We start from the raw sequence: 15,168 nt of genomic DNA, 5'->3' as shown, positions 1-15,168 counted from the left end.
CGGCACCCCTCACCTTTCCCGACGACGATGATGAACGAAAAGCACGACACGCCGAACGACCCCGCGGCCGAGACCTCGCCGGCGGGCCCCGAGGCCAGCACGACCGAGGCGCCCCTGATGACGCAGGCCGAGCGCCTCGCCGCCCTCGAATCCGAGGTGCAGGAGCTGCGCGACAAGTGGCTGCGCGCCGAGGCCGAGATGCAGAACCTGCGCGCCCGCGCCAAGCGCGAGGCGGACGAGGCGCGGCTCTACGCCGTGCAGAAATTCGCCCGCGACGTGGTGGAGACGGCCGAGAACCTCCGCCGCGGCCTGGACAGCCTGCCCAAGGCCGAGGAGGGCGAGGCCGAGCTGCTGGCCAAGCTGCGCAACGGCTTCGAGGGCGTGGAGCGCGGCTTCGTCTCCATGCTGGAGCGCCACGGCATCCAGAAGAAGGACCCGCGGGGCCAGCCCTTCGACCCCGAGCTGCACCAGGCCATGGCCGAGCAGCCGGCGCCGGAGGGCGTCGAGCCCGGCACGGTCATCCAGGCCTGGACCCCTTCCTGGACGCTCAACGGCCGGCTGCTGAAGCCCGCGATGGTGGTGGTGGCGGGGAAGGGGTAGGGAGCCCGATGGCGGCCGGCGTTCTTCACGCCGGCCGAGCGCCCGAATGGGCGCCGCCGCCGGTGCGGCGAGCCGAGCCGCACGGATGTGCGGCGCTGGCGCTTGAAGGCGTTTTCGGGCTTCCGAAAACGCACGCCGTATGAATGGCCCTATAAGAGGCTCGGCTTGATCCGGCGCCGACGCATCCGCGTCCAGACGATGGCCGCGATCACCGGCACCAGGACGGCCACGATCATCTCCCCCCGCAGCCAGCCGCCGAACTCGAAGGGCTTGATCGCGTAGCCCAGCAGCGACAGCACGTAGTAGCTGATCGCCGCGACCGAGAGGCCCTCCACCGTCTCCTGCAGGCGGAGCTGGGCGCGGCCGGTGTCGGCCATGGCGGCGAGCAGGCGCTGCGTCTGCTCCTCCTGCGCCACCGCCACGCGGGCGCGCAGCAGCTCCACCGCGCGGGCGCAGCGGGTGGAGAGGGTCTGGATGCGGTTGCGCGCCGCATCCACCGTGGCCATCGCCGGGTCCAGCCGTCGCTCCAGATATTCCGTCAGCGTCGGCACGCCATGCAGCCGCTGTTCGCGCAGCACCTGCAGCCGCCGCCCGACCAGCGCGTGATAGGCCCGCCCAGCCGAGAATCGATCGGCCGTGACGGCAGCCTGCTGCTCGATCCCGGTGGCGAGGTCGGTCAGCTCCTCGAGCGCGGCGCGCTCCTCTTCCAGCTCGCTGAGGCCGGGCAGCCGCCCGGCGATCGCGGCCAGCCGTTCGGAGGCGCGCGTGAGCTCCGCCGTCGCCGTCCGCGCGGCGGGCAGGGCCAGCAGCGCCAGCATCCGGTAGGTCTCGATCTCCCACAGCGCCTGGGCCAGGCGGCCGGCGGTGGCCGGCGTCATCCCGTGGTCCTGCAGCAGCAGCCGGGTGAAGCCATCGGCGCCGAGGCGGAAATCGGTCCAGCAGGTCGCCGCGCCGGCGGAGAGGTTCGCGCCCGCCAGGTTGTCCGGCACGAAGCAGCCGGGGGGTGGCGGCTCGTCCTCGCCCTGGGTGCGGAGCACGGCGATATGGCTGGCCACCAGTGTCCGGCCGGGCAGGGCGGCGAGCCAGTCCGTCGGCACCGCTTCGATCGCCGTCTCGTCGAAGGGGTCGGGGGCGCCGGAATCGGGGCCGGGCCGGAAGAAGGTCCAGCCGTCGAACTCGGTGTGCCGTTCGTAGCGCAGCGAGAATCGCCCGAAATCGCCGATCCAGAAATCCGCGCCCGGCGCCGGCGGCGTCACGCCGTAGCGGCGGCAGAGCATCGCCAGGTGCTCGATCGCGGTGCCTTTCGTGGCGCCCGGCTCGGCCAGGCAGGCGAGGCGGCTGATCGTCACCGGCGTGGCCAGCGGCAGCGGCGGGCGTGCGTGCAGCTCCCCGGCCAGCAGGTCGCGGTCGGGGTGCAGGGGGAGGTTCTGGATCATGTCGGGCGAGCACTTATAGCGGCGGCGTGCGGCGACAAACACCTTTGGTCGTGCGTGCCGTGCCACCGGGCGCCGACCGCGAAAGCCCCGACGAGAAGCTGCCGCGTGACGCACTCGCGCACATGATTTTTCCGTAATCTGGCCAAGTGCGGCGTTAATTCAGCGTTAATATAAGACATATACTATATCTTGGCGGTTGTGCCGGACAGGGATGGTGTAGCCGGAAGTCGTCGCTGCGGGCGCCGGACCGGGTGCTCCAAGAGCGGCAACGAAGCGGGGCCCGCACCCCGCACAACCATTATGATCACAATATATAAGATGTTCCGCTGGCAATTGGTGGCGCGCGCATCCGGGGTGGCGAAGATGCCGGCTGCGCGACCGGCCGCTGCGGACCTTTCGGGCATTGCGCCGCCAGGCGCACCGGGACTGTGAGCGAGGCACGGACGGCAATCGGCCAGCAGGAGGCGGAACGGCCATGTCCACCACTCTCAGTCTCTTCAACGGCTACGCGACGGTCACCATCGAGGAGGATGATTTCACCTCCGACATGTATTCCGACCTGAAGGTCACGGTCACGATCAACGATCCCTATGGCGGGGACATCCGCGGCATCTTCTTCGATTTCGACCCGGACAGCCCGCTCTTCACGTGGCTCTACTCCCTGTCGATCACCGGTGCAGACATCACGGAGATTCAGCGCGAGGAAGACGGCGTTGTGAATCTCGGCGGCGGCGCGAACATGGAGGGCGACGCCGCGAACGGCACGGATGATCTCTGTGATCCGAATGCCGTCGTCGCCTTCGACCTCGGTGTAGAGATCGGCACCTCCGGCGCCAGCCCCGACTACTTCGAGACCACCTCCATCGTCATTTCGCTGGCGGATACCAACCTCACCCTGGACGATCTGATCGAGAGCATCGTCGGCCTGCGGGTCATGAGCGTCACGGGCGTGGAAGGCACCAACAGCCTCAAGCTGGTCGGCGAGTTCTGCGAGCCGCCCGTGACCGACCTGCTCATCTCCGGCACGAAATACCACGACCTGAACGGCAATGGTGTGATCGAAGACGGGGACATCGGTCTCGCGGGCGTCACGATCTTCATCGATGCCAACGACAACGGGATGTTCGATGCGGACGAGCTGTCCACCGTGACGGCCGACGACGGCACCTGGCTGATCATCATTCCGGGCGCCGACCTTGACGACCTCACCGGCAAGTTCGTGCTGGAGGTCGGCCCTGACGGCTACTACCAGACCCTCGGCATGGCGGGCTACGCGGTGGACCCGCAGGAGAACGCCGGCCTCGATTTCGCCAACACCCAGTATGGCTCGGTGTCGGCGACGAAGTATCTGGATGCCGACGGCAACGGCATGGTGGATGAGGGCGAGGAGCCGATCACCGGCTGGACCTTCCGCCTGAGCTACACGCAGGACGGGATGGACTACGTCAGCTACGCCACGGACGGCGGGGCCGGCGATGCCGACGGTGCGGCCAATGGCACGGTGGTGTTCGCCGACATGCTGAAGGTCGGCACCAGCTACGTCATCGCGGAACAGCTGTTGGACGGCACCTGGTATCGCACCAACGGCAGCGACCTCGACGAGGACGGCAGCATCGGCACCTCGGGCGAGGACGACAGCTTCGACTTCCTGAACGCGCAGTATGGCTCGGTGTCGGCGACGAAGTATCTGGACGCGAACGGCAACGGCGAGGTGGATGGGGATGAAGGGCCGCTCACCGGCTGGACCTTCCGCCTGAGCTACACGCAGGACGGCATGGACTACGTCAGCTACGCCACGGACGGCGGGGCCGGCGATGCCGACGGCGCGGCCAATGGCACGGTGGTGTTCGCCGACATGCTGAAGGTCGGCACCAGCTACGTCATCGCGGAACAGCTGTTGGACGGCACCTGGTATCGCACCAACGGCAGCGACCTCGACGAGGACGGCAGCATCGGCACCTCGGGCGAGGACGACAGCTTCGACTTCCTGAACGCGCAGTATGGCTCGGTGTCCGCGACGAAGTATCTGGATGCGAACGGCAACGGCGAGGTGGATGGGGATGAAGGGCCGCTCACCGGCTGGACCTTCCGCCTGAGCTACACGCAGGACGGGATGGACTACGTCAGCTACGCCACGGACGGCGGGGCCGGCGATGCCGACGGTGCGACCAATGGCACGGTGGTGTTCGCCGACATGCTGAAGGTCGGCACCGCCTATATCATCGAGGAACTTGCCCTGCCGGACGTCTGGTATCGCACCAACGGCAGCGCCGGGGACGACTTCGACGAGGAAGGCAGCATCGGCACCTCGGGCGAAGCGGACAGCTTCGACTTCCTGAACACCCAGTTCGGCTCCATCTCCGGCACGAAGTTCATCGACTCCAACGGCTTCGGATCAGGCGGCGAGCTGACGGCGGGCGTGGGCTGGACCATCAACCTCTACGCGGACGCCAACGACAACGGCGCGGTCGACGAGGGCGAGACGCTCGTCGCCTTCACGACCACGGACGATGACGGCAACTACAGCTTCTTCGGGCTCACGCTGGGCAACTACGTCGTCCAGGAAGTGCAGCAGGATGGCTACATGAACCAGACCGCGATGGAGGTCGGGGCCGACCTGACCACCTCCGGCCAGGCCATCGAGGACATCGACTTCACCAACTTCGAGCTGGAGAACGGCACCGCCCAGACGCCGGGCTTCTGGCGGAACTGGCCGGCCAAGTTCAACCAGGAGACGCACGACGAGTTCGCCGCCGCCGGCTTCCCGACGATGACGCAGACAACCACCAACGGCTACGAGCTCTACTTCGGCGTCAACGCTCGTGGCGCCACGCAGTCCACGTCCTTCGCACAGGCACTGACCGCGACGGGCGGCGGCGAGAGCGCGTTCCTGCGGGCCAGCGCCGCGGGCTTCGCCAATGCCGCGACGAACGAAATCAACTACCAGATCGACGAATACCAGCTCTATATGTTCGCCGGGCAGGACCAGGCCAAGCTCGATGGCTGGCTGACGATCCTGTACAACATCGCCGACTACAGCAACGACCTCGACGGCGGCGACTACATCACCGTCGCCGACATCAGGGCCCTGGTCAGCGACATCTATAGCCCCGGTGGCGACTACACCAGGACGACCGCGGACTTCACCGCTGTCGCCAGCGCGCTGGATGCCATGAACAACATGCAGCATCTGGACTCCAGCGCCATCATCGCCTGACAGGCCGGGCGGCCGCGGGGCCGCCACAGCCGCCGCAAGAGGCATGGGCCGCCCCCCCAAGGGGCGGCCCATGGCTCGTACACAGCGCGCCGACGCCGCGACCCCTTGCCCCGCGGGGACACGGCAATTATCTCACCCGCATCCCTTCTAACCCCACCATCCGGCAGGGGCCGGGCGCGGTGCCTTCGGGGCCGCCCCCACGCCGCCGAACAGGAGCATACGGATGAGCAAGGTCATCGGCATCGACCTCGGCACGACCAATTCCTGCGTCGCCATCATGGAAGGCAAGGACGTGAGGGTGGTCGAGAATGCGGAGGGCGCCCGCACCACCCCCTCCATGGTCGCCTTCGCCAAGAATGGCGAGCGCCTGGTCGGCCAGTCCGCGAAGCGGCAGGCCGTCACCAACCCCATGAACACGCTGTATGCGGTGAAGCGCCTGATCGGCCGCCGCTACGACGACCCGATGGTCGCGAAGGACAAGGGCCTGGTGCCCTATTCCATCGTCCGCGCCGACAACGGCGACGCCTGGGTCGAGGTCGAGGGCAAGAAATACGCCCCGCAGCAGATCAGCGCCTACATCCTGACGAAGATGAAGGAGACCGCCGAGGCCTTCCTCGGCGAGAAGGTTTCCCAGGCCGTCATCACCGTCCCGGCCTACTTCAACGACGCGCAGCGCCAAGCCACCAAGGAAGCCGGCGCGATCGCGGGGCTGGAAGTCCTGCGCATCATCAACGAGCCGACCGCGGCCGCGCTCGCCTATGGCATGGATCAGAAGAAGGGCGGCACCATCGCGGTCTACGACCTCGGCGGCGGCACCTTCGACGTCTCCGTGCTCGAGATCGGCGACGGCGTGTTCGAGGTGAAGTCCACCAACGGCGACACCTTCCTCGGCGGCGAGGATTTCGACGCCCGCGTCATCGATTACCTGGCGGACGAGTTCAAGAAGGAGCAGGGCATCGACCTGCGCGGCGACCGCCTGGCGCTGCAGCGCCTGAAGGAAGCCGCCGAGAAGGCGAAGATCGAGCTCTCCTCCTCGAAGCAGACCGAGATCAACCTGCCCTTCATCACCGCCGATGCGTCCGGGCCGAAGCACCTGGTGCTGCAGCTCACGCGCGCGAAGCTTGAGGCGCTGGTCGATGACCTGATCCAGCGCACGCTCGAGCCCTGCAAGCAGGCGCTGAAGGATGCCGGCCTCTCGGCCGGCGAGATCGACGAGGTGATCCTGGTTGGCGGCATGACCCGCATGCCGAAGGTCATCGAGGCGGTGAAGCAGTTCTTCGGCAAGGAGCCTGCCCGCAACGTCAACCCCGACGAGGTCGTGGCCATCGGCGCGGCCATCCAGGGCGGCGTGCTCAAGGGCGACGTGAAGGACGTGCTGCTGCTGGACGTCACGCCGCTGTCGCTCGGCATCGAGACGCTGGGCGGCGTCTTCACCCGCCTGATCGACCGCAACACCACCATCCCGACCAAGAAGTCCCAGGTGTTCTCCACCGCGGACGACAACCAGTCGGCGGTGACCATCAAGGTGTTCCAGGGCGAGCGCGAGATGGCGGCCGACAACAAGCTGCTCGGCCAGTTCGACCTGCAAGGCATCCCGCCCGCGCCGCGCGGCGTGCCGCAGATCGAGGTGACCTTCGACATCGACGCGAACGGCATCGTCTCCGTCAGCGCGAAGGACAAGGCCACCAGCAAGGAGCAGCAGATCAAGATCCAGGCCAAGTCCGGCCTGTCGGACTCCGACATCGAGCGCATGGTGCGCGAGGCGGAGGCCAACGCCGAAGCCGACAAGAAGCGCCGCGAGGCGGTGGAGGCGCGCAACGGCCTCGATGCGCTGGTCCACTCCACCGAGAAGACCCTGCGCGAGAACGGCGACAAGGTCGGCGCGGCGGAGAAGGCCGAGGTGGAGAACGCCCTGACGGAAGCGCGCGGCGCGATGGAAGGCCAGGACGCTGATGCCATCCGCGCGGCGAGCGAAAAGCTCTCCCAGGCGGCGATGAAGATGGGCGAGGCGCTCTACAAGCAGCAGCAGGCGGCCGAGCAGCAGGCGGGCGCCGGCGGTCCTCAGCCTGGCGCCCAGTCCGGCCCGGGTGCCAACCCGAACGACAAGGTGGTGGACGCCGAGTTCGAGGAGGTGGACCCGGACAAGAAGAAGCCCTCGTAACGGGCTCTTCCGATCGGGTAGGAACGGCACGCCCGGCTTCCGCGAGGAGGTCGGGCGTTGCCATGCGGCACTTCCGGCTGAGCGAGGACCGACGGCCCCATGGCCAAGCGTGATTACTATCAGGTCCTGGGCGTCGCCCGGGAGGCGAGCGAGGAGGACCTGAAGAAGGCCTACCGCAAGCTCGCCATGCAGTACCACCCCGACCGCAACCAGGGGGACAAGGCGGCCGAGGCCAAGTTCAAGGAGCTGAACGAGGCCTATGATGTCCTGAAGGACGCCGAGAAGCGCGCCGCCTATGACCGCTTCGGCCATGCCGCCTTCGAGCAGGGCGGCGGCGGTCCGGGGGCCGGCGGCTTCGCCGGCGGCAATCCCTTCGGCGGCGCCTTCGAGGACATCTTCGAGGAGATGTTCGGCGGCCTGCGCGGCGGCCGTGGCCGCGGCGGTCCCGTGGGGCGCGGCAGCGACCTGCGCACCGCGGTCGAGGTGACCCTGGAAGAGGCCTTCGCCGGCGCGAAGAAGACCATCCGCATTTCCACCACCGTCGCCTGCGAAGCCTGCAAGGGCACCGGCGCCGAGGGTGCCGCCGCCCAGGCCGCGGCGACCTGCGGCACCTGCGGCGGCTCGGGAAAGGTGCGGGCGCAGCAGGGCTTCTTCCTGATCGAACGGACCTGCCCGACCTGCGGCGGCTCCGGCCGCACCATCAAGAACCCCTGCAAGGTCTGCGCCGGCCAGGGCCGGGTGCAGCGCGACCGCACCCTCTCTGTCACCATCCCGGCCGGCGTCGAGGACGGCACGCGCATCCGCCTGACCGGCGAGGGCGAGGCCGGGCTGCGCGGCGCGCCGCCGGGCGACCTCTATGTGGATGTCGCGGTGCGCTCCCACCCGATCTTCCAGCGCGACGGCGCCAACATCTTTGTCCGCGTGCCGCTGCGCATGACGCAGGCGGCATTGGGCGGCGCGGTGGAAGTGCCGACCGTGGATGGCGGCCGGGCCAAGGTGACGATCCCGGCCGGCACCCAGGCGGGCGACCAGTTCCGCCTGCGCGGCAAGGGCTTCTCCGTCCTGCGCAGCGCGGCGCGCGGCGACATGTATGTCCAGGTCGCGGTCGAGACGCCGCAGAACCTGACGAAGCGCCAGCAGGAGCTGCTGGCCGAGTTCGAGCGCGAGGCCGAGAAATCCGGCCGCTCGAGCCCCGAGAGCGAGGGCTTCTTCGCCAAGGTGAAGGAGTTCTGGGACGGCCTCGGCCGCTGATCAGGCCAACGGCGATGTGACCCGGATCGGCTCCCCCGCTCGCTTGCCGGCGTTGGAAACCTGCGTCAGCGCCCGACGTTGACCCGGAGACCGCCGCACCCCCCCAGCGGCGGCTTCGGCAGGCGGCGGCGCGGAGACGGTCCCACCCGCGCCGCCGCCGGCCCCCCAAACGCCGCTCAGGGCAGGACCGCCGGGCAGTGGCCGTGGGGCAAGTTTCTGAGCCGCGAGGCGGACGAGTGGGCGAGGCGGCGTCGGGCACGCCCTCATCGCCACATGAATTCGCTTTTTCTTGCTTAGCATTTTTATATGTCGGATGAATGCCATGAACTGTTTCGGCATGGTAGGGCCGGCCAATGAGCACCAGTGCGGATCTGCAACAAGCGCGTGACGACCACACGCGAGCTTACGTCAGGGTGACCAGCAGCCGATGGTTGCGCCGCCTTTCACGGTGTGTCGTCGGCCTTGCGGCAGCATTTTTAGCCGTCAGTCCTGCGCGTTCTGTGATAATTGCTGACAATCAGTTGCTGTCTAGCTCCGTGGCATTCGCAAGCCGCTTTCCAGCAGTAGGAGGCATCCTCACCCCCACGGGTAATGCCGGCGATTTTAACCTCTGTACTGGCACGCTAGTTACACCAAAGCTTGTCCTGACTGCTGCTCACTGCTTCGATGCAGCCGGCGACAACCTCGCGGACTTTCAGGCGAGTAGCGTCGAATTCCGTCTTGGCAGCGATGTATTCAGCGGGACGACGCAGAAGATTGGTGGCAGCGCCATTCATCTCCCCACATGGGATGGTCGCAATGCATTCGATATCGCGCTCCTTGAGCTTGCGCGATCGGTCACAAATATCACGCCGATGAGAGTTACTGCCTCGCCGGGCGGCAACACCGCAACGCTTGTCGGTTTCGGACTTGGCGGCGATGGCACCACCGGGCTCCAGAACGACACGGGAGGCGTGAAGCGGGCAGCTGTTAATCGCCCCTATTTCGATCTGTCTCTCGGCAAGAGTTTTCTTCTGGTAGATTTTGACCAGCCCGGCGTCCCCGATCTTGGTAGCGGATACCGCGATGGCGTCGATATATACTCGCGACTTGAGGGTACTGGATGCCCTGGCGACAGTGGTAGTCCACTGGTCACTGGCGACCTCATCATCGGTGTTCTGGGAGGGTCGGTGGTGCAATCGGTCTGCAACTTCGGCACCGTGACCTTTTATCCACGGCCTGACTGGAACCGCGCCTTCCTTGAGAGCCATGGCGTCTTCCTTGTCTTCGAACCAGCAGCCCTCGCCCTGTTCGGCACCGGATTGGGAGCGCTCGGCGTTGCGTCGTTCTTGACTCGGCGCAGTCTCGATCATCGCCGAGGCTAAGTGCTCCGTGCCGCAGGGGTGCGGCCATGATCAGTGGCCAGTTCGAGCAAGGGAGCAAACTGATTAGACTGCGACCCGCGCGCTTGGCTCCTGTCCCAAGACTCGAGGGAGCTGCCGTTTGCCCTTGACCTGACCATGCCGGCGCGTCTTTCCAATGCCAGTGCAACTCGGCGGCCCGCATCGCTCGCGAGACATCCGGTTCAGTCAGGCCGCAGGGGCGACGGACAGCAGCCACCGACTCGGTCCGCGCCGCGGGCCGTATTAGCGAGGCGGCGTCTTCGCCACCTTGACCCCCATCGCCCCGCGCGCGAAAGCCTGCCCGCTCACACGGGAGAGCGCGCATGCGCATCGGCATCGCCGGCATTGCCGGCCGCATGGGACGCCTGCTGGCGGAGGAAGTGACGGCGGCGGGCGCGACGCTGGCCGGCGGCACCGTGCGGCCCGGCTCGGGCAAGGCGCCGCCTTCCGGCGCCGCGCTGCTGCCGGACGCCGCCGCGCTCTTCGCCGCCGCCGACGTCGTGATCGACTTCACCCATGCCGAGGAAGCCGTTCCGCACGCCACGCTCGCCGCCGCGGCGGGCAGGGGCTTCGTTCTCGGCTCCTCCGGCCTCAACGCCGCGCAGGAACGCGCCGTGGCCGAGGCCGCGCAGCGCGTGCCGATCGTCTATGCCGCGAATTTCGCGCCCGGCGTGAACCTGGTCCTCGCCCTGGCCGAGCGCATGGCCGCAGCCCTGCCCGCCGCGCAATACGACGCGGAGATCGTGGAGATGCACCACCGCCAGAAGGTGGACGCACCCTCCGGCACCGCCATCGCCATGGGCCGCGCCGTCGCCAAGGGGCGCGGCACCACGCTGGAAGAAGCGGGCAAGGAAAGCGGGCGCGACGGGCACACCGGCGCCCGCGCCACCGGCGCCATCGGCTTCGCCGCGCTGCGCGGCGGCCAGGTGGTGGGCGAGCACACGCTGCTCTTCGCCGCCGCGACCGAGCATATCGCGCTGACCCATCGCAGCTTCGACCGTCGCGCCTATGCCACCGGCGCGGTGCGCGCCGCGCTCTGGCTGCAGGGCCGGCCGCCCGGCCTCTACGACATGAAGGACGTGCTCGGGATCGGCTGAGGCCGGGCCGCGATGTCGCTCCCCGAGCTCTATGCCTCGCCGACGCTGCGCGTGCTGGCCAATGTCGCCGATCCCGCGCGCCTCGAGGCCGAGGGCTACGAGCTCGTCACCTTCGAGCCGCTGTGGCGCAACCGGCAGAACCGCCCCTTCGGCGACCGCTTCGCGGCGAAATACCGCCTGAACGCGCTGCACATCGTCCCGGTGGACAACAGCTGGTACCAGTATCCGGACATGGAGGACTGCCTGGCCGCGGTGGCGCGGGTCACCGGGCCGGATGTCGCGGCGATGGGCGCCAGCATGGGCGCCTATGGCTCGGTGACGCTGTCCGACCGCTTCCGGGCCACGCGCAGCGTCGCCTTCGCGCCGCAATTCAGCATCCGGCGCGACCTCGTCCCCTTCGAGACTCGCTGGGCGCCGGAGGCCGCGCGCATCGCCTTCCAGCCCTGGGACGGCAGCGTGGCGAAGGGCTGCCGCCACTACATCATCTACGAGCCCGGCACCCGCGACGCGGAGCATGCGCGCCTGATCATGGCGCAGGGCGCCGATGTGGTGCCGGTGGAGGTGCCGGCCGGCGGCCACACCGTCTCCCGCGTGCTCGTGGAGGCCGGGGCGCTGTCGCGCATCGTGCTGCGCGTGCTCGCCGGCACGCCGACGGCGGAGGACCTGCTGGCGGAGATCGCGCCCAAGCTGGAACGCAGCCCGGAATGGCACATGAACCGCGCCGCTGCCGGCCCGCCCGAGGAGCGGGAGGCGCATCTGCGCGCCGGGCTGGCCATCAACCGCAAGCATCTCTGGCTGAACTACGCGCTCGGCGCCTTCCTGGCCGGGGAGCGCCGCTACGAGGAAGCCCTGCCGCACCTGGCCTTCGTCGCCATCCGCCGGCCGGCGATCCCGAAGGTCGCGCGCCTCTATCTCGCGGTCTGCGCCAAGACCGGCACCGTGCCGCATCCGACCGTCCCGGCCGCGGCGGCGTCCTTGCCGAAGCCCGACGCCCGGCCGCCCTCTGCTTGACGGCCCCATGACCCGTCTCTAGACCCCGGTCATCCCGAAACAACCGACCGAGACGGAGCGCTGATGCCCGAGGATGCGATGCCTCGCCCGGCCCGCGGGGCCGAGCCGCCCGACCCGGAGAAGACCGCCCTCGCGGAGGCGATCTTCCAGCACGTCTTCGGCGGCTTCGGCGATTCCTGCGACATCCGCAAGATGGCGCGGCTGGTCTCCGGCTACGAAAGCGCGCGCTACTACATGGAGCACATGGACGGCGCGACGCTGCTGAACAACACGCGCCAGTTCTACAAGTGGTCGCTGCAGCAGCGGCGCATCCGCGGCCTGGCGCTGGAATTCGGCGTCGCCTCGGGCCGCACGCTCACCACCATCGCGCAGGCCAGCCCGGACCAGACGGTCTACGGCTTCGACAGCTTCAAGGGCCTGCCCGAGGCCTGGAAGTTCGGCCGCGGCGAAGGCGCCTTCGCCCGCAGCACCCCGCCGCCCGTGCCGGCCAACGCCGAGCTCGTCATCGGCTGGTTCAGCGAGACCCTGCCCGGCTTCGTCGCCGCGCACCCCGAGCCGGTGTCCTACCTGCACGTGGATTGCGACCTCTATTCCTCGACGATGGACATCCTGCGCCATCTCGGGCCGCATATCGGGCCGGGCACGCTCGTGGCCTTCAACGAGTATTTCAACTACCCCGGCTGGCGGAACCACGAGCACAAGGCATGGCTCGAATGGGTGCGCGCATCCGGCGCGACCTATCGCTACATCGGCTGCCAGGCGCAGCATCAGCAGGTGGCCGTCGTGGTCGAATCCAACCCGACCTTCGCCTTCGCCGACAAGCTGCAGCCCTATCCGCAGGGCTGATCCGCGGCCGGGCGGCAAGCCGCCCGGCCTGCCTTGACCCTGCCTCACTGCGCTGCGATACGCCCCCGTCCCGGATCCGCCGGGTCTTCCGCGGCCGGGGTCAGCCGGCCATTCCACGCGACAAGAGGCCGAACCAAGCCATGCGCGATACCGGCGAGTATCTGTTCACCTCGGAGAGCGTCTCCGAGGGCCATCCCGACAAGGTGGCGGACCGCATCTCCGACACCGTCCTCGACGCCTTCCTCACTGCCGACCCCTATTCGCGCGTGGCCTGCGAGACGCTGGTGACCACCAACCGCGTGGTGCTGGCCGGCGAGGTCCGCGGCCCCGGCAGCGTCACTCCCGACCTGCTGCAGCACCTCGCCCGCATGGCGATCCACGACATCGGCTACGAGCAGGACGGCTTCCACTGGCAGAACGCCAAGGTCGAGTGCCACCTGCACGCGCAGTCCGCGCATATCGCGCAGGGCGTGGACGCCGCCGGCAACAAGGACGAGGGCGCCGGCGACCAGGGCATCATGTTCGGCTATGCCTGCCGCGAGACGCCGGACCTGATGCCGGCGCCGCTCTACTACGCCCACACCATCCTGCGCCGCATCAGCGAGCTGCGCCGCAACAACGACAAGATGGTCCAGGGCCTGCTGCCCGACGCGAAGTCCCAGGTCACGCTGCGCTACGTGGACGGCAAGCCGGTCGGCGCCACCTCCGTCGTCGTCTCCACCCAGCATGTCGAGGGGCTGGAGCAGGCCGAGATCAAGCGCATGCTCTGGCCGCTGGTGGAAAGCACCCTGCCCAAGGGCTGGATGTGCCCCGCCGACGAGTTCTACGTGAACCCCACCGGCAAGTTCGTGATCGGCGGCCCGGACGGCGACTGCGGCCTGACGGGGCGCAAGATCATCGTGGACACCTATGGCGGCGCGGCCCCGCATGGCGGCGGCGCGTTCAGCGGCAAGGACCCGACCAAGGTCGACCGCAGCGCCGCCTATGCCGCGCGCTACGTGGCGAAGAACGTCGTCGCCGCGGGCCTGGCCGACAAGTGCACCATCCAGGTCAGCTACGCGATCGGCGTTTCCAAGCCGCTCTCGGTCTATTTCGACCTGCACGGCACCGGGCGCGACGTGGACGAGGTGAAGCTGGCCAAGGTGATCGACGGGCTGGTGAACCTCTCGCCCCGCGGTATCCGCGAGCATCTGCACCTGAACCGCCCGATCTACGTGCCCACCAGCGCCTATGGCCATTTCGGCCGCACGCCGGATGCGGAGAAGGGCACGTTCACCTGGGAGAAGACCGACCTGGTGGACGAGCTGAAGCGCGCATTCGGGCGCTGAAGAACCCTCCCTCCCCCGCATTGCGGGGGAGGGTCGGGGTGGGGGCCGCGCGACTTCCGATGACCGCCGACCGTCCGCCACTCGCCGAGGGCGTCCCCGATCGCCTCTATGGCCGCCGCCGCGGCCATCCGCTGCGCCCGCGCCAGCAGCGCCTGCTGGATGTCACGCTGCCCCGCCTGCGCCTGACGCCCGACCAGGCGCGCGATCCGCGCGCCGCCTTCGGCATCGGCGACGCGCCGCTCTGGCTCGAGGTCGGCTTCGGCGGCGGCGAGCACGCGCTGGAGCAGGTCGCCGCGCATCCCGAAGCGGCGTACATCGCCTCCGAGGTCTTCGAGAACGGCCTCTGCTCCCTGCTCACGCGCCTGGTCGCGGAGGGCGAGGAAGCGACGGGCGCGCTGCCCAAGAATCTGCGCCTCTGGCCCCAGGACGCGCGGCACCTGCTGGCCGCGCTGCCGGAGGCCTCGCTTGACCGGCTGTTCCTGCTGTTCCCCGATCCCTGGCCGAAGTCGCGCCACGCCAAGCGGCGCTTCGTGCATCCCTCCCTGCTGCCGCTGGTCGCGCGCGCGCTGAAACCGGGCGGCACATGGCGCATCGCCAGCGACGACCCGACCTACCAGGCCTGGGTGGAGGAGGTGATGACCGACGCCGCCGACTTCACCCTGGCCGACCGCGCGACCGCGCGTCCGACCGACTGGCCCGGCACGCGCTACGAGGCAAAGGCCCTTCGCGAAGGGCGCACGCCGATATATTTTGTTTTCGCACGAACCTAGAGTCTCCCTGGCGGGCTTCCTAAAACGGTTCCGAACATTACTTAACCGCTTCATACTCGCGGCTCGCAA

The 15,168-nt window shown here is 68.6% G+C and carries 11 protein-coding genes; 10 read left to right on the top strand and 1 reads right to left on the bottom strand.

Features of this window, described 5'->3' with window-relative positions; translation table 11 throughout:
• Positions 1-27 precede the first annotated feature (27 nt).
• A complete protein-coding gene (locus DFH01_RS04390; protein ID WP_109869146.1) occupies positions 28-600 on the top strand; it encodes a nucleotide exchange factor GrpE in 573 nt (190 codons plus the stop codon).
• Positions 601-749: 149 nt separating this feature from the next.
• Here the strand turns inward: DFH01_RS04390 and DFH01_RS04385 are convergent, their stop codons facing one another.
• Entirely contained in the window at positions 750-2,036 is a 1,287-nt protein-coding gene (locus tag DFH01_RS04385) for a DUF3422 family protein (RefSeq protein WP_109869145.1), read from the bottom strand.
• Between the two features lie 475 nt (positions 2,037-2,511).
• Here DFH01_RS04385 and DFH01_RS04380 point away from each other — a divergent pair, with 475 nt between their 5' ends.
• From DFH01_RS04380 to trmB, 9 genes are all read left to right on the top strand, one after another.
• Positions 2,512-5,253, top strand: a complete 2,742-nt coding sequence (locus DFH01_RS04380) for a carboxypeptidase-like regulatory domain-containing protein (RefSeq protein WP_109869144.1) — start codon at positions 2,512-2,514, stop codon at positions 5,251-5,253.
• A gap of 223 nt (positions 5,254-5,476) precedes the next feature.
• Complete coding sequence (gene dnaK / locus DFH01_RS04375; RefSeq protein WP_109869143.1) at positions 5,477-7,414, top strand: molecular chaperone DnaK; 1,938 nt, start codon at positions 5,477-5,479, stop codon at positions 7,412-7,414.
• Positions 7,415-7,513: 99 nt separating this feature from the next.
• Positions 7,514-8,665 carry a molecular chaperone DnaJ gene (dnaJ, locus tag DFH01_RS04370; protein WP_109869142.1) on the top strand — a complete coding sequence of 384 codons (1,152 nt, stop codon included), beginning with the start codon at positions 7,514-7,516 and terminating at the stop codon, positions 8,663-8,665.
• A gap of 353 nt (positions 8,666-9,018) precedes the next feature.
• Positions 9,019-10,029 carry a trypsin-like serine protease gene (locus DFH01_RS29120; RefSeq protein ID WP_109869141.1) on the top strand — a complete coding sequence of 337 codons (1,011 nt, stop codon included), beginning with the start codon at positions 9,019-9,021 and terminating at the stop codon, positions 10,027-10,029.
• A 341-nt stretch (positions 10,030-10,370) separates the two neighbouring features.
• The gene (gene dapB, locus DFH01_RS04360; protein ID WP_109869140.1) at positions 10,371-11,144 is read left to right on the top strand and encodes a 4-hydroxy-tetrahydrodipicolinate reductase; all 774 of its coding nucleotides are present in this window, start codon (positions 10,371-10,373) and stop codon (positions 11,142-11,144) included.
• A gap of 12 nt (positions 11,145-11,156) precedes the next feature.
• Positions 11,157-12,155, top strand: a complete 999-nt coding sequence (locus DFH01_RS04355; protein WP_109869139.1) for a hypothetical protein — start codon at positions 11,157-11,159, stop codon at positions 12,153-12,155.
• 78 nt (positions 12,156-12,233) lie between these two features.
• Positions 12,234-13,001 carry a TylF/MycF/NovP-related O-methyltransferase gene (locus DFH01_RS04350; protein WP_199231123.1) on the top strand — a complete coding sequence of 256 codons (768 nt, stop codon included), beginning with the start codon at positions 12,234-12,236 and terminating at the stop codon, positions 12,999-13,001.
• Positions 13,002-13,141: 140 nt separating this feature from the next.
• Entirely contained in the window at positions 13,142-14,329 is a 1,188-nt protein-coding gene (metK, locus tag DFH01_RS04345; RefSeq protein WP_109869137.1) for a methionine adenosyltransferase, read from the top strand.
• A 59-nt stretch (positions 14,330-14,388) separates the two neighbouring features.
• Complete coding sequence (gene trmB / locus DFH01_RS04340) at positions 14,389-15,099, top strand: tRNA (guanine(46)-N(7))-methyltransferase TrmB (RefSeq protein ID WP_109869136.1); 711 nt, start codon at positions 14,389-14,391, stop codon at positions 15,097-15,099.
• Positions 15,100-15,168: the final 69 nt, after the last annotated feature.

The sequence above is a fragment of the Falsiroseomonas bella genome (genome assembly GCF_003173615.1).
In the GTDB taxonomy this organism is placed as follows: Bacteria; Pseudomonadota; Alphaproteobacteria; order Acetobacterales; family Acetobacteraceae; genus Falsiroseomonas; species Falsiroseomonas bella.
Note: the sequence above shows the minus strand (reverse complement) of the source record. Positions and strands in the feature narration are given on the sequence as shown.